Source organism: Orientia tsutsugamushi, from assembly GCF_900327275.1.
GTDB lineage: Bacteria > Pseudomonadota > Alphaproteobacteria > Rickettsiales > Rickettsiaceae > Orientia > Orientia tsutsugamushi.
Map to the genome: position 1 here is coordinate 798,707 of NZ_LS398548.1, position 18,588 is coordinate 817,294.

Annotated in this window: 15 protein-coding genes, 1 tRNA gene, 2 rRNA genes and 2 pseudogenes; 6 read left to right on the forward strand and 14 right to left on the reverse strand. The window is 31.0% G+C overall.

All coding sequences use genetic code 11. The annotated features are described in order from the left end of the window. Positions 1-6 precede the first annotated feature (6 nt). Positions 7-189 (reverse strand): annotated as a pseudogene (locus tag DK405_RS04230) (transposase); the annotation flags it as partial. Between the two features lie 29 nt (positions 190-218). On the opposite strand from DK405_RS04230, the gene DK405_RS04235 reads away from it, so the two are divergent. Beyond that, the gene (locus DK405_RS04235; protein ID WP_045912490.1) at positions 219-620 is read left to right on the forward strand and encodes an ankyrin repeat domain-containing protein; all 402 of its coding nucleotides are present in this window, start codon (positions 219-221) and stop codon (positions 618-620) included. Positions 621-630: 10 nt separating this feature from the next. Here the strand turns inward: DK405_RS04235 and DK405_RS16085 are convergent, their stop codons facing one another. The 3 genes from DK405_RS16085 to DK405_RS16095 form a co-directional block, all read right to left on the reverse strand. Continuing rightward, complete coding sequence (locus DK405_RS16085; RefSeq protein WP_045912491.1) at positions 631-1,149, reverse strand: AAA family ATPase; 519 nt, start codon at positions 1,147-1,149, stop codon at positions 631-633. Continuing rightward, the gene (locus DK405_RS16090; protein ID WP_045912492.1) at positions 1,134-1,361 is read right to left on the reverse strand and encodes an AAA family ATPase; all 228 of its coding nucleotides are present in this window, start codon (positions 1,359-1,361) and stop codon (positions 1,134-1,136) included. Before DK405_RS16090 ends, DK405_RS16085 begins: the two co-directional genes overlap by 16 nt. A gap of 194 nt (positions 1,362-1,555) precedes the next feature. Beyond that, entirely contained in the window at positions 1,556-1,846 is a 291-nt protein-coding gene (locus DK405_RS16095) for a MobA/MobL family protein (protein WP_231967630.1), read from the reverse strand. 678 nt (positions 1,847-2,524) lie between these two features. Between DK405_RS16095 and apaG the strand changes: the two genes are divergently transcribed. After that, entirely contained in the window at positions 2,525-2,950 is a 426-nt protein-coding gene (apaG, locus tag DK405_RS04250) for a Co2+/Mg2+ efflux protein ApaG (protein WP_045912494.1), read from the forward strand. A gap of 509 nt (positions 2,951-3,459) precedes the next feature. Here the strand turns inward: apaG and DK405_RS04255 are convergent. Next, complete coding sequence (locus DK405_RS04255) at positions 3,460-4,929, reverse strand: PleD family two-component system response regulator (protein ID WP_045912495.1); 1,470 nt, start codon at positions 4,927-4,929, stop codon at positions 3,460-3,462. Between the two features lie 352 nt (positions 4,930-5,281). On the opposite strand from DK405_RS04255, the gene DK405_RS04260 reads away from it, so the two are divergent. Together DK405_RS04260 and DK405_RS04265 are read left to right on the forward strand one after the other, a co-directional pair. Further along, positions 5,282-5,370 (forward strand) — tRNA-Ser (locus DK405_RS04260). Between the two features lie 28 nt (positions 5,371-5,398). After that, positions 5,399-5,962: a UbiX family flavin prenyltransferase gene (locus DK405_RS04265; RefSeq protein ID WP_011944401.1), complete on the forward strand. Its 564-nt coding sequence runs from the start codon at positions 5,399-5,401 to the stop codon at positions 5,960-5,962. Positions 5,963-6,011: 49 nt separating this feature from the next. On the opposite strand, the gene DK405_RS04270 is transcribed toward DK405_RS04265, so the two are convergent. Both DK405_RS04270 and ybeY read right to left on the reverse strand, forming a co-directional pair. Then, positions 6,012-6,926: a transporter associated domain-containing protein gene (locus DK405_RS04270; protein WP_045912496.1), complete on the reverse strand. Its 915-nt coding sequence runs from the start codon at positions 6,924-6,926 to the stop codon at positions 6,012-6,014. Between the two features lie 12 nt (positions 6,927-6,938). Then, entirely contained in the window at positions 6,939-7,442 is a 504-nt protein-coding gene (ybeY, locus tag DK405_RS04275) for an rRNA maturation RNase YbeY (protein WP_045912497.1), read from the reverse strand. Between the two features lie 1,504 nt (positions 7,443-8,946). On the opposite strand from ybeY, the gene DK405_RS04280 reads away from it, so the two are divergent. Further along, on the forward strand, positions 8,947-9,483 hold the full coding sequence (locus DK405_RS04280; RefSeq protein WP_458692820.1) for an IS982 family transposase: 537 nt from the start codon (positions 8,947-8,949) through the stop codon (positions 9,481-9,483). Between the two features lie 1,032 nt (positions 9,484-10,515). Here DK405_RS04280 and DK405_RS13940 read toward each other — a convergent pair. Then, a pseudogene (locus DK405_RS13940) lies at positions 10,516-10,693 on the reverse strand (IS982 family transposase); the annotation flags it as partial. 242 nt (positions 10,694-10,935) lie between these two features. Next, positions 10,936-11,877, reverse strand: a complete 942-nt coding sequence (gene ftsY / locus DK405_RS04300; protein WP_045912352.1) for a signal recognition particle-docking protein FtsY — start codon at positions 11,875-11,877, stop codon at positions 10,936-10,938. Between the two features lie 111 nt (positions 11,878-11,988). On the opposite strand from ftsY, the gene DK405_RS04305 reads away from it, so the two are divergent. Continuing rightward, the gene (locus DK405_RS04305; protein ID WP_011944405.1) at positions 11,989-12,378 is read left to right on the forward strand and encodes a DUF2660 domain-containing protein; all 390 of its coding nucleotides are present in this window, start codon (positions 11,989-11,991) and stop codon (positions 12,376-12,378) included. Between the two features lie 262 nt (positions 12,379-12,640). On the opposite strand, the gene virB9 is transcribed toward DK405_RS04305, so the two are convergent. The 5 genes from virB9 to thyX form a co-directional block, all read right to left on the reverse strand. Further along, positions 12,641-13,405, reverse strand: a complete 765-nt coding sequence (gene virB9 / locus DK405_RS04310) for a P-type conjugative transfer protein VirB9 (protein WP_045912353.1) — start codon at positions 13,403-13,405, stop codon at positions 12,641-12,643. Then, positions 13,395-14,096, reverse strand: a complete 702-nt coding sequence (locus DK405_RS04315; RefSeq protein WP_052691659.1) for a VirB8 family type IV secretion system protein — start codon at positions 14,094-14,096, stop codon at positions 13,395-13,397. The genes virB9 and DK405_RS04315 overlap by 11 nt, the downstream gene beginning before the upstream one ends. Positions 14,097-14,308: 212 nt before the next feature. Further along, a 5S ribosomal RNA gene (gene rrf, locus DK405_RS04320) occupies positions 14,309-14,422 on the reverse strand. Positions 14,423-14,547: 125 nt separating this feature from the next. Then, positions 14,548-17,362: ribosomal RNA gene (locus tag DK405_RS04325) — 23S ribosomal RNA — on the reverse strand. Between the two features lie 287 nt (positions 17,363-17,649). Beyond that, the gene (gene thyX / locus DK405_RS04330; RefSeq protein ID WP_045912354.1) at positions 17,650-18,552 is read right to left on the reverse strand and encodes an FAD-dependent thymidylate synthase; all 903 of its coding nucleotides are present in this window, start codon (positions 18,550-18,552) and stop codon (positions 17,650-17,652) included. Between the last annotated feature and the right edge of the window lie 36 nt (positions 18,553-18,588).

Consider the following 18,588-nt stretch of genomic DNA (forward strand, 5'->3'; position numbering starts at 1 on the left):
GAAAAATTAATACTCTATGTTATTTTTTAAATTAACCACTTCTTCTTCTGATAATCCAGTATTTTCAGAAATAAATTCAACTGAAAAGCCAGCTTTTAATAAGTTCCTTGTAAGCTCTTGTGCAGCTTCAGCTCTGCCTTTAGCTATGCCTTCGTCAATATATTGTGCAGCAATTGTTCCCATAATCCTTTGGATATGCAGATATTGTAGAGCTTTTATTGAATCATAGTTCTGATGTTATTAATTTACTTAATCAGAATAAATGTACAGCTTTACATTATGCTGCTTTGCATGGTAACATAGGTAGTATAAAGTTACTGTTAAAGTATAATTCTAAAATTAGTAATTTACAGGATATTTGTGGAAATACTGCTTTGCATTATGCTGCTGCCAGATGTCACATAGACAGTGTAAAGCTTTTGTTGAATCATAATAATCTTGAAATTGAATTACAGGACTATCTTTATATTGATATTATTAATAATAATGCATTAAATACATATGAAAAAGAAGTGGTTGAATTATTCATAACTCATGCTGTAAAAGACACTTTAGTAAAGATATTAACTCAAAAATTGTTACACAGAATACAAATTTTATACAAAATTCACCAAATTTAAACGAATTAGCTCAAAGATGTGAACAAGAAATACAAAAGATGCAAAATATTAAGATTGGTAGCAGCGATAAAACTATATATAGTATGTACTTATTACCAAATAATACTAACGTACTAGCAAGATATTCAAAATTACGTACTGTAATTACCAATTTTTCATGTGGTTTAAACTTGTTTAGACTCCAGTTGTATATTAACTTACTCATTGAGTCCTGCAACGTATTATCAAACTTAACGCAGTTATTTTGCCTCAGTAAGGTTATACCGCTTAAAATATTACTCTCAGCAAACTTCATTGCTACCTCTCTGCTCCAGTTTTCACTTTGTCTTCGAATATCTGTTAAAACATGTGAACCGAAAATATTACTCAGCATCTCAAACATTCCGCCTCTTTCTATTGAAGCTAACTGCTTTTCATCCACAGCGAGTATCAGTTGACAATTATTGTTTCTAACTACTCTAAATAGCTCTGCATAAGCTTTAGTACCTACCATTCCAGCTTCATCTACTACTATTAACCTATTTTGCACAAAAATTTTTTTCGATTATACAAAAATCCCTTTACTGTATAGACATCTGTATAACCTTTGCTCTTCAGCTCTGATACTGCCTTATGAGTGGGAGCAAGGCCAATAACTTTTTGTCTACGATTTGTTGCAAGCTCATACGCTTTTGCTAAAACATAAGATTTTCCTGTACCAGCTCTTCCTCTTAAGACTCTAACTCCACTAGTGCTAAGCAAAAAATATGCCTTAGCACTTGTTTCTGTTCTTCACTAACATTTGTTAGTCCTTATATCGCTTTTAAGATTGTAAATATCGTTGTAATAAACCTGATCATTGATTTTATTAGCTATTCTGATTATCCTTGTCTCCTCATTTCGAACCTCACTTGTCGTAAAATATTTGCTACTTTCACCATCATCATGGTATAACTCTAGTATTCTATTTGAATAAGCACTTGCTGAACTAACAGTTCCCTTTCTGCTTCTGCATCATTCATTAATGTTTGAATATTCTTGAATTTTTGATTTACATAAGCTGGTATCAGCACTGTATGATATACGTTATCTTTCTTACGAGAGAAGTTATATCTTATATTTGTCTTTTCGTTTTTAACAATAGTTCTTGCATTATACGCTGCCTTACGACAACTATCACCTCCTTTACTTCTACTTAAAAATTCAATCCTTGCAAACTGTATCGCCATCTCAACACCAATTCTCACCTGAGTTTTAAGTTAGCATGGTTTTTTTGATTTTGATAGCACAAACTTCTTTTTTTTAACATTCAATCAGCTAATGAGTACTCATTTTTTAGCAGCGCTATTTATGGAGCGCATATTGCGTATAAGCTTATTCTTTAATAAAGCTTCTAACCTTGGATTCACGTTTTTTTGACTATAATTATTTGATGTTGGTTTAGTAGGCGCGGTTTTTTTTCTTTACTGGAATTTCATTACCATTTGAAAAATCTGTACATATTACTTGCATTACTTTCTTATCTATTTCTCTAAAAAAATCTGCCATCTGTAACATATTTTATTTGCTGATACTTCTGTATAATCTATATTTTTAAAATCTCTGCATGCATTATCTATTACTCTAACTTTCATTCATACATCTACTCTACTTTTTATTTCTCTGCTTAATTAATCAAAATATATATTTTCTTGAAACTATACTATATTATATTATACAGTTATTAATATGATAATAATGATATAATGAAATTAAACTCTAAAAACTGATAAACCTAGATTATATCAGAACTATTGCAACCTTATCCTGATTTGTTTTTTACTTTAAATGTGACTTTTTGATGTTTTTGCATAAATTTTGTCAATTTTTAGTAGTTTAATTAAATTATATTATTATTTTATTAGTATCACTGAAATTATAATATAATGAATATAGAGAATCATCAATTTAATGGATTTCATGCTTTAACAGCTGATATATTGGTAACTGTAAGGCCAGCTTTTTATCCTGAAGCATCTAATAGATTACGTTCTATATATGTATGGCTATATAATGTCCGAATCAAAAACTTAAGACAGAATCCTGTACAATTATTAAGTAGATATTGGAAAATATATGATTCTAGTAGTACAGTCGAAGAAACAGAAGGAGAAGGAGTAGTAGGACAGCAACCTGTCTTAAATTCTATGGAAGTTTTTGAATATGTAAGCCAAACAAGGTTATTTACTAATTCTGGTCTTATGAAAGGGAAATACACTATGCTAGATAAGTCATCTTTGGAAAAATTCAAAGTTACAATACCAACTTTTTCATTTGATGTTGACCTATTAAATCCCAAGTTTAAAAACTAATATGACATGATTAGTTGTGAGATATTAATATTTGCTTGTTGCAATCATAATTATTTTAGGTAACATTAGCGTATGTTTGTCACTTTTTAACAATTCTAACTCCAGAATAGGATAAGTGAAAGTATGAAAAGTATAATACAGAATGCCTACAAAGAATAATCAGTTATTAAGCAAAGATATATTTGCTAAAAATATTAGAACAGCAAATGTTAAATACGTAGTTCTAAATTGAGTTGTATTTAGTAATATATTAAAAGTTATAACGAAATATTATCCTTTGCAGGCTTTATAATTATACCTTTCATACTTTCACTTATCATATTTTGGCGTTTTTAATACACTTTACAAAGTATAACTACCTTCCAGAATTAAGCTCTATATCGAACTCTTGTTAAAATTAACTAAATATACTCAAAATCAACATTATACAAAGTTTAATCTTTTACCTAATCTTAATGCTTTCTGATATATAACTTATAGTTAACTTTGGTTAATTGTTACACTTAATTTTACCTAAATAGAGCCCATACTTGATTTCTACCATAATGTTTGGCATTATAAAGTGCTTTGTCAGTTCTGCTAATTAAAGCATTAGCATCTTCTGGTGGATCGTACTCAGTGATTCCTATTGATATGGTTTGCTTAAGTTGAAGTTTTAGATTAGAAATGATAAAATTGTGTGTTTCAATTTTAATTTTAATTCTATTTGCCAATGCTATTGCCTTTTGCTGATCAATATCATCGTCGTAGATAGTAATTATAAACTCTTCCCCACCATATCTTGCAATTAAGTCAGTAACTCTGATATTAGTCTCTATAATTTTGACAGAAGCCTTTAATACTTCATCACCTACTTGGTGTCCATAAGTGTCATTTACCATTTTAAAATGATCAAAGTCTATCATTATTAAAAACAGTGACTTATTACTGTCTTTAGCATCATTAATAAGTTGATTAATATGACTGTCAAAGTATCTACGATTAAAAATATTAGTTAATCCATCTTTTGCTGCTAAGTTTAACCTATTATCTAGATCTTGCTTTAGTTGATCTTGATATTGTTTACGTCTTAATTGAGTTTTAATTCTTGCTAGTAATTCGTTATTGTCAATTGAGTAAGGAAAGAAATCATTTATTCCCATTTCTAATCCCTTAAGTAGTTTATCAGTACTAATATCATCATAATCTCTGTTTTCCAATGAATCTTCAGTTAGCAGCATAAATGCTGACTGCTTTAATTCATCTTTAGACCGTAAAATTGCATATACTCTTAATGGATCTTCTAATATAATTTGGTTATTAATTATTAATAAATCTGGAACCAAGCTAGTTGCTATTTTCTCTAAATCTGTTAATAACTTATTTTTGTTATCTGTATAATTTATACATTCAAATAACTCAACTTTTTTAGTAAGGCATGTTATTATTTCTGAGATGCGATTGAACCATATAGCATCATCATCAATAATTAAAATTGTGCTATTTGAAAAATCATTACTTTGTTTAAAACTAAGTGTAGTACCAACCTTATTAGCGTTAAGAAATTCAGAATCATTATTATTAATTTGATTGTAAGTTATGCTGCGAAGTTTTATTTGATTAGAAACTGCTTTCATACGCACTAATGATTTTACTCTAGCAAATAAAGAAATATCTTCTATTGGTTTAGTTAAAAATTCATCTGCTCCACATTCAAGACCTTTAACTTTATCCTCAATATCTGATAGCGCAGTTATTATGATTACAGGTATATGAGCAGTATCTTGATTAGACTTTATTGCTTTGCAAAGTTCAAAGCCATCCATACCTGGCATCACAATATCAAGTAATACAACATCTATTTTAATAGCTTTAAGTATTTTAATAGCTTCTTGTCCATTAGCAGCGGTGTATACAGTATAATATTCTGTTAATAACTTTGTTTCTAAAAGCTTTCTATTATATTCTAAATCATCAACAACAAGTATTGCAGCAGTCATACTACAGAAAGAAATAATGGCATTGAATCATGATATCACTATTGGTACTATCATTCTACTACATTAACTATATAATAAATATAATACATTTAATTACATGTGTAAGTTAAATTAAGTATTTTATAATTAATTTTATTATTGTATGATATTACTTTTCATTGTATATTTTAGCACAATTTAAAGATAATGTAAGGTTTTTTATATTTAATATTAAGAATAAAACAACAGCAATTTTTTTTATGTACTAATATATTATGTATTACATGCTTAATATGCCGGTTTACATCAACATTAAGCAATTAGTCTCTTTTCAAAAATTAGCAATGAGTTTTATTTTCACTATATTTCAAATGGAAAAGTGGCCGAGTGGTTTAAGGCGCATGCCTGGAAAGCGTGTTTACGTTAACCGTATCAGGGGTTCAAATCCCCTCTTTTCCGCCATTTATCATTCATTATAGTATATATAGTAATGTATAAACAAAATAATATTGTTGTTGCTATTACTGGAGCATCTGGAGCAATATTTGGTATTAAAGCTCTGGAGTTGCTAAAAAATCATGGTATTGCTACTCATTTAATTATCTCTAAGGCAGCTGCATTAACTATCTCAATTGAAACTAAGTTTACAATTAAGGATGTTATAAAGCTATCTACTTTTTATTATAAAAATTCTGATATTGCAGCTGCAATATCTAGTGGGTCATTTAAAACTTGTGGTATGATTGTTGCTCCTTGTAGTGCTAAAACGTTAACTTCTATTGCTCAAGGATATGAAGATAATTTAATTGTAAGAGCAGCATCTGTTAATCTAAAGGAAAGACGACGCTTAGTATTAATGTTTCGAGAATCTCCATATCACATAACACATTTGGAAAATATGAGCAAGGTAACGAATATTGGAGGAATAATAGTACCACCTGTACCTGCATTTTACAATAAACCAGCAGATATTGAAGATATTATTGAATACTCTGTTGGCAGAGCACTTGATTTATTTGACTTAGATATTAACCTTAATAGGTGGAAATCATAATTTTCCAACAGTTTGATATTTTATGTTTGATAAATGTAAACAATAATAACTATAAGATATTAGATTTTTCGTAATCTTGAATAGTCAATTTAATTTGTTTTAATATACGAGGAGTAGCATCAACAATTTCAGCTTGTATATTTTTGTTAATGTTTACAACAAAACCTACAGATGGCATATGTCCTATTCTAGTAAGTACTAGTCCACCAATAGTATTACATTCATCTTCTTCTTGTTTTAATTGAATGCCAATAGCTTTTTCTAATGTTTCAATTCTTACTCTCGCACTTGTAATAATAGTTTGCTGATCAACTACTTGATATATAAATTCTGGCCTTGCATCAAAGTAACTACTATCTTCCTGATCAATGCCATCAAATATTTTTTCTATAATATCTTCAGTAGTTACTATGCCATCTGTTCCACCATATTCATCAACTACTATTGATATATATGTTTTTTTTCTTTGCATAACAGATAGCAAATCTAGTACTTTCATTGATTGAGCAGCAATAATAGGTTGGCGTAAAATGGAGTTTAATGTAAAGTTCTTATCATCCAGCAATATAGACAGTAAATCTCTTATATGTACAAACCCAAGAATAGTATCAAGATTATTCTCATATACTAATATACGAGTATGATAAGTATGAGTAATGATTGATTTTAACTTATCAAGAGTAAGTGGTAGTTTAATTGCTTTAATATCAGATCTAGGTATCATGATCTCTTCTAAGCTTTTGTTATAGCATTTTAGGAAATTGCCGAGTAACATCTGCTCTCTTATAGACATCTTATTACCATTAATTTCAAGGTCCTGAATAATATGATATAATTCCCTATACTTAGCATTATACATAAGCCGAAACCTGCTTAAAATTTGGAAACACCAGTTTTTTAATGTTGTTACATAATGGGCAATAACGTGCTTTTTTGCTTTTTTATCTAAAGGTTTAAGTTGCATCAGTTATACTTACTAATATGGTGATGCTATACTAAATTTAGCAAGTAAATTAACTTCTAACTCTTCCATAATTATAGCTTCACTGTCGTGTTGATGATCAAACCCTAGTAAATGTAATATTGCATGTATTAGCAAATGAGTAAAATGGTTAATAAAAGTTTTTTGTTGTTCTACTGCTTCTTTAGCAATTGTATTATATCCAAATGCAATGTCTCCTAAATAAATATAGTTATCATGTATGTCTAAAGTAGATAAATTGTGCCAATCAAGAACTTGATCTGGAAATGATAGAACATTTGTTGGTTTATTAATTTTTCTATGAGTAAAATTTAAGTTCTGCATTTCATGATCATTAGTTAATAAAATTACAACTTCAGCTTGCTGAAGTGACTGTAACTTCACAAAAACGTTATGGCATAGAGTTGTTTTTATAATTTTTTTTACATAACATAAGTTAATTTCATTATGATTGGTCCAGATTGGATGTTGTCGAATAAGAGCAGATTTAATCTTCATATAACTGTTAGTTTTCTAACTATAATAATGTTAACTTAAAATATTAACCATATATTGTCATTCTAATATAAATTAATGAAAATGAAAATAGTTATTTAAATTTTGCTTTTGAAGCTAGAATAAACATTGTATGTTGACAGCATAGCTTATTTGGAAAGGTAGTTACAGAACGTAAAGTGTAAAAACAGCATAAAAAAGTCATGAAATAAGTGAGCTACTTTACGTATTTCATTTTTAACTTTAAACCAGTAATATTAACACCTTTTTATAGAAAAGCACATGTATCTAACTCAACTAATGTTATTAACAATAATCATTGAGATAATGAAAAAACAAAGAATACTGATAAAATTTCTGATAGTATTATAGATAAGATTGAAAAAATACAACAACACAAAAGAAAATTTAATTATAACACTGCTAATTCAGTAATTATTTGGCTGTCAGTAGCTAATCAAAAATTTAAAGTGCAATTAATAATCATATGAAATATATAACAGCTGTTTTATTATTAAGATTGTTAAATACAGCTATTGTATCAAAAAATAATCAGCTCATACAACAGAAAATGAATGCAGTATAGAACCATGATAGCAGAAAAAATTTAATATTGAAATTTTAGTTTTTGAGTTAAACAAATATCAAGAAGCAATAGAAAATTTTCATTTAGCTATTCAGTATAAACCTAATTGTATAGAGGCTTATTATAATAAAGTAGTTTATTTACTAGAATTAGAACAATGTAAGGAGGCAATAGAAAATGGACAGATATTAAAAAGTAATCTTGATTAATAAATTTTCAGAATCATGAAAATTTATTTAGAGCGTTGCCACTATCCTGCCCCAACATTCTTAACTTGCATGTAAGAAGAAGTGACAATGCCTTACACAATTTGGCTAAGATTAGTGCTATTCTGGATTATATGATTACTATATCAAAAGTTATTCCTAAGTATTTTTTATTATTTTAAGATTGAGATATATAGCCTAATTCACTAATGTAGTTTTTATAATTTTATTTTTTTCTCTATTATATCTACTGAACTTATGCTATGAGTAAAGGAGAAATAATAACTTATTTTAAAATAAGTTATTACAATGATTTATTTGTGATACAATAAATTGTTATAAAATAACAATAGACAGTAATAATAAATTATGAATATACAAAGTTATTGAGTTGTTTTGATGTAGATAGTGATTTTCTGGTATTAGTTTTGTTAATAGAAAAGCAGAAGATGCAATAACTCAATTAAAACTGCAAAAACTAGTGTATTTCACCTAAGTATTCATCTAGAGTTATTTGATAAGCTACTTTTAAAGAAACTATTGAAGCTTGAAGGCATGTGTCTGTATTTGGTAGATGCGTCAAGATAATGTGAATTAATCTTACTGGCGAAAGTCCAGTTAGAAGCTAGATCCACCATATAGCGAGTCTTGTGCTGCTGAAGGCAACGACAGTGGTAAAGCGTAGACAGGGAAACAACATTCAAGCAAAAACTAAATGGTAAACGTAATAGCCCTAAAACGCCAGTTTAGGATAAGAGGAAGCAGGGAAGGCATATTTTCTAAAATTGGTAAGAGTAGCTATGGCTGGTTCTTAGGTTTTAAGCTGCATCTCATAATTAATAATAAAGGTGAAATAATGTCAGTTAAAATTACTAAAGGCAATAAAAGCAATCTATCTGTAGCTTCAGTTATTTCTAAAGGCTTATCTGGTAAATTGTTTGGTGATAAAGCTTACATATCTAAAGAGTTATTTCATCAACTCTTCTCCAATGGTCTACGTTTATTTACTAATCTTCGTAAAGATATGAAAACATATTTATTGGACATAGATGATAAGCTTTTATTAAATAAACGTTCCTTAATTGAGTCTGTCTTTAATGTACTAAAAAAACACATGCATTTAGAGCATACTCGACATCGCTCTCATATTAACTTCTTTGTTCATATAATTGCTTCTCTTGCTAGTTATTCCATCTCCAAACTTAATCCCTATCTTATCTCTTCTTCTTTCTCTTCTAATCACTTATCCTAAATTAGCGTCTAAAGTGTGATGTAGTGGAAGTCGATATGTTCTACCACATAGTAGGTAAAAGAAGATTGGAGGTCAAACTAGTGAAAATCCAAAAATTTTCAACCACTGAGGTCGCAGGCGTCAGCTAGTTTGTAAAGATTAATGACACAACTTGAGAAGTCTTTATAACTCTTACGTAATTAAGTAAGTATTCATCAAAGTACAAGTAGTGAAACATAAGGATTTGGAGATAGTGTAAGGATGGCTGAGTTAGCCATAGTAGTGATGAAACTCAATAATGTGAATGGAGCAAAGGGTTAGCAGAAAAGTAAGAATGTAAGATGGAAACAATGACTGTACACAGCATAGACAGAAATACATGGTTAACAAAACTTGAGCATATAAAGTTTCTATCATCGCAAAATCAAGACATAAAGTTTAATAACGCCAGATTAGAATAAGTGAAAGTATGAAAAGCGTAATGAAAAAGGTCTATAAGATATAATGTACAATTATAATTATGCAATATATTTAAATATAATTTTAATTAATAACGGTTTATTTATTGCTCATATTTCTACAAGAATTAGTTCATAATACTATATTTAATAAATTGAACATTGCCCATTGTAACAGTTATATATTATCTCTTTCTAACTGTTTTTTTATTCTAAATTTGCATTTGCAGACATGCGAGCAATAAATAAACCATTATTAATTGAAATTATATTTAATATATCACATAATTATAATTGTACATTATCTCTTGTAGACCTTTTTCATTACACTTTTCATACTTTCACTTATCCTAACCTGGCGTTTCCAATAAAGTTATAAAATATTGTGGTATTATTGTTACTATTATTATTAGCAATTTTTGCGCCATTTATAACCTCAAAAAATGTCAGATATAGCAAGTGATTCAGGTAATTTTAGCTATCAAAAACCGCGTTTTTATACCGCGTAAATATAGCAATTTAGTAGCTATACTCGAAATTTTACACTCTGAAGAAAGGCTTATAATAACACAGTAGTCTTAAATATTGAAATGGATATTACATATATACCAGTCTCATCTCCTTTCAGATAATGCATTAATACATCTAGTGGTAGCAACACTCTAGGCCACATAGGCCACAGTTGTATTATTCTACTATAACTTGGTAAATAAAAAGAATCCCTTATACTTATAACGCACGTAATATAGATAATAATTTTTAAAATCCTTGCATATCAAAATAAGAGTTTATTAAATAGATGTTTTTGAGTCTGTTATTTAAAACATCTACATTTAGAACATATCTAGATACTGTTCTCCCATTATAATTTCTTGGTTCATATAATAGATAGTAATAGAGATACTGTTAGTTTGCAAAATAACCACATTTTCAATTTCAAAAACAAAATAGTATGCAGGTTTTTTTGCAAACAATTACAATTTTTCTTTGTACTTTTGCCCAAAATATCTCTTCTCTACATATTTTTATTCTTTTGTGTAAGCCCTGCTAATATTGCATTCACAAAATCACTAGCATTAAATTCCTTAATATCATCAATTTGTTCCCCTATACCAACAAAATAAATAGGAATTTTAAACTTCTCAGCTATCCCTATAGCTACTCCTGCTTTTGATGTACTATCAAGTTTTGTAATAATTACTCCATCTAATAATACAATATCTTGAAATTGCTCAACTTGAGTAAAGGCATTTTGCCCATTAGTAGCATCTAGAGTAAGTAAAGTATAACATATAGAACTACTATTATGATACTGATTAACAACCTTTTTTATCTTTTTTAATTGATCCATTAAATTTTTATGATTATGAAGTCTACCAGCTGTATCAATAAACAATATGTTAATTTTATTATCTATTGCCCAACTAACAGCTTGATATGCTACACTTGCAGGATCTGCTCCTGGATTTCCTTTAAATAGATAGCTACCTGACCTATTTGCCCATATTTCTAGCTGCTCTGTTGCTGCAGCCCTAAAAGTATCACAAGCAGCTATAGCTATTTTTTGTCCTTGCAAGTTATAGTAATGTGATAATTTACCAATAGTTGTAGTTTTACCATTACCATTAATTCCACATATAATCATTACATTAAGTACATCTGGCTTAATATGTAGTTCAGGATTTCCGTTTGGAAAAGCAAATTTTATAATTGATTTTGCTAGCTCTGATTTAATATCATCTAACTGAATATTCTTATTAAATTTAATCGTTTTAAAATTTTCGATAATATTATTAGTAGCTGTAACACCAAAATCAGCACTTAATAAAACCTCTTCTAGCTGTTCAATAGATTCTTTGGTTATAGTTTTTTCAGAAAAAAGTTTAGTAATTTGTACTGTAAGCTTATTAGTTGTCTTGCTAACAGCTGCAGTAAGCTTATTAAGCCAGGATGACATAAATTTCATACCTTGTTTTTTATTTTAGAATTTTTATATTATAATACATATAAGCTTTTATAAGTATAAATTCAAATGAATCAAGTAAACAACAAAAGAGCAGTTTAAACTATGCTTAATCATCTAATTTTATCTATACCTTTAGTTATTATTACGATTGCTATATTGATTTACAAAATACGAAAATCTAAACAAAGCAAAAACAATTATATACAACGAGGAGATGCAATAGCACAAAAGGATTATGCTCAAGCTAGATCTGTAGTGCACAAGCTATCTTTGAAACAGCTAACTGAAATGTCTTGGCAATTTTTATATGATATAACCAAGACAATCTTAAAAAGATTTAGTCGTGAAGATCAGGAGGAGGTCATGAAGATAGGTAGCAAGTTGCATGAAATGGGGGTGAAGTATGAGCATCAAATAACTAATAACATTATCTATCAACCTCATCAGAATATTGCAGTTGAAAAAACTACCAACAGAGGAAAAAGTCATTAAATTTATTACACAATCTGAAGTTCCACAATCAAGGTAGAATAGCCTTTATAGTTCTTTTTTGCCTATATACAAATAGGACATATATTCTTGTACTTCCTTTTGTGTGTGCAAAATGCTTTTTTTAAAAAAGAGACCTCTAAAACGCGATAACAGGTTATAACATTACTACAACTATAACTGTAACTGCTTTTTTTTACTAAAGTTAATATCTTTAACAATTTAAGCTATAATCTCCCAAATAGTTGTTGAGTATTAAAATTAACTACTTTGATAGTAACGCTTCGTTAAATACATATACTACTTTTCTTCCTAATCTTAAAGATAACCTACGAGATACTTGTTCAACAATCATCAAGTTAGGATTTTTAGTACTTATTCTAAAATTTACAAGCGACTCTTTTTTCCTATCATCTACTATATATACTGTTGGCATTGCAACATTTTTATCTCTAAAATATATATAAGTAAAATCTCCATCATCAAAAATTTTTATTGGTGCTATTTCCTGATGCCCACTAATGGTATAGTAAAAATTATAATTTTCTGGGTGAGATAAATCTACTTCTGAAGTTAATGATACTAAATTTGTATTATTACTCTTCTCATTATCAGGATATAAAAATTTTACATTAAATATCATGTTAGAATCATTAATATTTTGTACTTCCTCAGCATGTAATTCAAAAAAGTAAGTACGTTTGTTAGTAATAAGAAGCATATTAGTAGTAGCATCATCCTTGATAGGTTTTATAAAAATTCTATTACCGAATTCTTGAATAAACCATGCATTTGGATCTCCCATTGATAAATTTACAATTTCTTCACCTTTATCAAGCTCTATACATCCTTGATAGTTATAATACCCAGTAAATTTAAACACATCATTTGGACTATAAGTCATTACTCTTATTCTGCTATCAATAGCTGTAGGCTTAGGTTCCCTAATAGCCATCGCTCTAAACGGCAACATTATAATAGTTAATAATATAATAATAAAAAAACTAATCTGATTATTTCTATTTCTCATTATTATTCTGTAGTAATGTTATTTTATAATCTGTTACAAAAAATTTAAAAATTGAACCAGATGCAGCATTTAAATTAACTTGATCTGTTTCAAAAATAATGTTTGCTTTCCACTTCATATCTTCAACCATATTACCTTTATCATCTATGGCACAGGAGTGAAAATATACAGCTAACTCATCATTATTAAGAAATACTGATGATAAAATCTTAATTTTACGTTTAGCAGTCTTTTGATATCTTAATACAGGAGACTGATAGTTTTGAAGACTCATATAATTAACAAATTGTCTAAATATTCCTCGCGTAGATCTATTCTTGATATATTGAAATTGACTAGCAAGTTGACTGTAGTTGTAACTTTCACGTTTTACAACATAGCTTTCAGCTAAAATTTTTACTATAGATTGAAGTGGATTTTTAAGTACTTGATCTGCAGAAGTTATTTTTGCAGCAGCATTAAATTTTTCATCTACTGAAATAATATATTTTAGTGATTGTGTAACAGGCAGCAAGCTATAAACATTAATTATACTCAGTACTATTAATAGCAATAATAACGCTAGTATAATAAATACTACAGACCGATGTAGCAATGGATAAAGATACTTAGCTTTATACCACCTATAAGCATCTTGAAAGTATTTACTATTTTTAATATCAACTGCTATTTCACTATTATCCATTAGCATTATATTTTTAGCTAAATTTTAGCATACTATCACAAATATTTCAAAGTTTAATAACTAATTCATTTAAAAGAAACATCATTACTACAAAAACTTTATAGTGTTGCTAATATAATATGAGGTACAGTATTTTATTGAATGTTATTTCTAATGCTAGTAGATAAAATTTATCTAAATTAATAAGGATTACAGTAACAAATGAAACTACATATCAAGCCTGGCAGCAACTTACTCTCCCATGTTTAAACATAGTACCATCAGCATTATGAGGTTTAATGATCGAGTTCGGAATGGGATCGTATGTGTCACTCATAATTATAACCACCAAGCCAAATATATAGGCTATAGTTCCTATAGTATAGCCTAAAATAAATAAAGTTATCAATACTGTACTGTACACAAATATATTAACATCAAAAACAACAATAGAATTAGTACTGTATACAATTTCAGAGTAATTAAATCAATCAAGCTATTAGTACCAGTTAGCTCAATACGTCACCGTACTTACACACCTGGCCTATCAACGTGGTAGTCTTCCACAGCTTTAATGGGGAGATCTAGTCTTGAGGCAAGCTTCCTGCTTAGATGCATTCAGCAGTTATCTCTTCCGTACTTAGCTACCCAGCTGTGCCGCTGGCGCGACAACTGGTACACCATAGGTACGTCCACCTCGGTCCTCTCGTACTAAAGGCAGGCCCTCTCAAATCTCCAACACCCACGGCAGATAGGGACCAAACTGTCTCACGACGTTCTAAACCCAGCTCACGTACCACTTTAATCGGCGAACAGCCGAACCTTTGGGACATTCTCCAGCCCCGGGATGTGATGAGCCGACATCGAGGTGCCAAACGATTTCGTCGATATGGGCTCTTGGAAATCATTAGCCTGTTATCCCCGGAGTACCTTTTATTCGTTGAGCGATGGCCCTTCCACTCGGGACCACCGGATCACTATGACCGACTTTCGTCTCTGCTCGTCTTGTCAGACTCGCAGTCAGGCTAGCTTATGCCATTACACTCAACAGTTGATTTCCGACCAACTTGAGCTAACCTTCGCGCGCCTCCGTTACTCTTTGGGAGGCGACCGCCCCAGTCAAACTACCCACCATGCACTGTCTTGATTCCTGATTCAAGGAATTCAGTTAGATATCAAAAATTAAAAGAGTGGTATCTCAAGGATGGCTCCACAATAACTTGCGTCACTGCTTCATAGCCTCCCACCTATCCTGCACATTTAACTTCTAATACCAATACAAAGCTGTAGTAAAGGTTCACGGGGTCTTTCCGTCTAACCGTGGGAACTCCGCATTTTCACGGAGAATTCAATTTCACTGAGTCGATACTGGAGACAGCGGGGAAGTCGTTACGCCATTCGTGCAGGTCGGAACTTACCCGACAAGGAATTTCGCTACCTTAGGACCGTCATAGTTACGGCCGCCGTTCACTGGGACTTCAATTCAGAGCTTGCACTCCTCCTTTTAATCTTCCAGCACCGGGCAGGCGTCAGACCCTATACCTCGTCTATTGACTTTGCAGAGTCCTGTGTTTTTATTAAACAGTCGCTACCCCCTAGCCTGTGCCACCTATAATTGGTTGCCCATATATAGGTCATCCTTCTTCCAAAGTTACGGATGCAATTTGCCTAGTTCCTTCAGCATCGTTCTCTCAAGCGCCTTGGTATACTCTACCTATCTACCTGTGTCGGTTTCCGGTACGGTCTTAAATAAGAGTGCTATTTCCTGGAAAATATTAACTGCATAGACAATCCATTAAGCCTATACAATGTCTTACTTTCGTCACATCTCTTAGGTTCAGGAATATTAACCTGATTCCCATCAGCTACGCCTTTCAGCCTCACCTTAGGAGCCGACTAACCCTGCGCAGATTAGCTTTACGCAGGAAACCTTAGATTTTCGGCGAAAATGTTTCTCACATTTTTTATCGTTACTCATGTCAGCATTCTCACTTCCGATACCTCCAGCAGGCCTCACGGTCTACCTTCACAGGCTTACGGAACGCTCCGCTACCACTTAATATCATTACAATATTAAGTTCGTATCTTCGGTACATAGCTTTAGCCCCGCTACATTGTTGGCGCAAAAAAACTTATCTAGACTAGTGAGCTATTACGCTTTCTTTAAAAGATGACTGCTTCTAAGCCAACTTCCTAGTTGTTTTGGTCTTTTCACATCCTTTCACACTTAGCTATGATTTGGGGACCTTAGATGACGATCTGGGCTGTTTCCCTCTCGACTATGAACCTTAGCGCCCACAGTCTGTCTGTTATGCTATACTTTATTGACATTCGGAGTTTGATTAAGTTTGGTAAGCCTGTATGACCCCCTAGCTTATTCAGTGCTCTACCTTCAATAACAACCACATAACGCTCTACCTAAATAGATTTCGCGGAGAACCAGATATATCCGAGTTTGATTAGCCTTTCACCCCTAGCCACAGCTCATCCCATAATTTTTCAACATTAACGGGTTCGGCCCTCCAGTAAATATTACTTTACCTTCAGCCTGGCCATGGCTAGATCACTCGGTTTCGGGTCTAATTCATTAAACTTAATCGCCCTATTCAGACTCGCTTTCGCTACGCCTACACTTAACAGCTTAAGCTTGCTTAATAAATTAACTCGCTGACTCATTATACAAAAGGTACGCCGTCACAAGATACAGTATATAATCATATAATATAATTGATTGCTCAACTAAACCATACTATCATTAACATAACCTGCTCCGACTGGTTGTAGGCATTTGGTTTCAGATCTATTTCACTCCCCTAACCGGGGTTCTTTTCACCTTTCCTTCACAGTACTAGTACACTATCGGTCGCTAGAGAGTACTTAGGCTTGGAGGGTGGTCCCCCCATCTTCAAACAAGATTTCACGTGTCTCGCCTTACTCAAGAGTATTAAAAATTTTTACCTATACGGGGCTATCACCCTATATTGCTAATCTTTCCATATTATTCTAGTTATTTTTCTAATACTACTGGCCTGGTCCGCTTTCGCTCGTCACTACTAACGGAGTCTCAATTGATGTCCTTTCCTCCAGCTACTAAGATATTTCAATTCGCTGGGTTTGCTTTATATAACTATTTTATTCATTATATAATACTTGATAAATCAAGTGGGTTCCCCCATTCGGAAATCTCCGGATCAAAGCTCATTCGCAGCTCCCCGAAGCTTATCGCAGCGTATTACGTCCTTCATCGCCTTCTAGCGCCAAGGCATCCACCGAATGCCCTTTTGTTATTAATTACTTGAAATTACTTGATTGCATACAGAACTAATTCTAAAAATTGTTTTGTATCTAACAGTAAATTTTTTTTGTGTTAGTTATTTATATTGGATAACTTTATTTACTTATTAAACAGCTACAAGATATAAAGATACTTTATTACTTGCTTCTTCACACAGTTATATAGTTTTTTTGTTTTATGTCAAGAAGTATTCTTATTTTTATAATGTTTTTTCTCACTATTCACATTTAAAATTCAATTTAATCTATAAAAACAGCATTTATTAATTCCATATTCAATAATACATTAACTATCTCCATTAACTATCTCCATTAACTCTTCCCATTCTCTTTTTGAAAGGTTACTATCATCCATACTAACCTTTTCACCTTTTATCATTTTTCTAACTACTGCCAAGCCTCCCTTTGATATTAATGCTGAGTGCAATACATAATCTTCAAATGCCTCAAAACTATAAGGGACCCAAAGCTTTACTATATCAATCATCTTTTTTGCATAAGCTCTAATTTCATATTGAGCATGTTTACTTCCTCTTAAGGATAGAAAATGTAATAAATTATGTAAGTTCACTTTCCAATACCACTCAGTATAATAATTTAGAGGCAGATTAATTCTAGCCAACTCTCTTGCAATCCCTACGTTTTCAGAATTTACGATATGCCCTTCACTATCTTCATTAAGCATTTCTTCATAGTGTTGATAACATCTTTCAGCATCGCTCTTTAATATTTCTAAAACTCTCATTGACCACTGCTCAGATATTACATCTTCTGACCTACCCTGCTTATTGGTTTTTGACTGAGGAGTTATATCCTCATTTCTTGGCAAATAAAACTCTTTCGCTAAAATAGAGTAACGAGCTGAATATTCATTAATACTTGCTGTACGATGTCTGATCCATTGACGTGCTACAAAAATTGGCAGTTTAATATGAAACTTTATATCACACATCTCAAATGGTGTTGTATGTCTGTGTCGCATTAAATATCTTATCAATCCTCTATCTTGAGAAAGTTGCTTCGTTCCACGACCATAAGAGACTCTAGCAGCTTGTACTACTGAAAAATCATCTCCCATATAATCTACAACTCTTATAAATCCATGGTCTAATACTTTTATTTCATTGTATAATATTTCTTCTAAAGCATTAACACTACTTCTCTTAGTAGTACTTTTTTTCAATTCCATTAAATTTATATCCTATTAGTTTAAATTACTTAATTA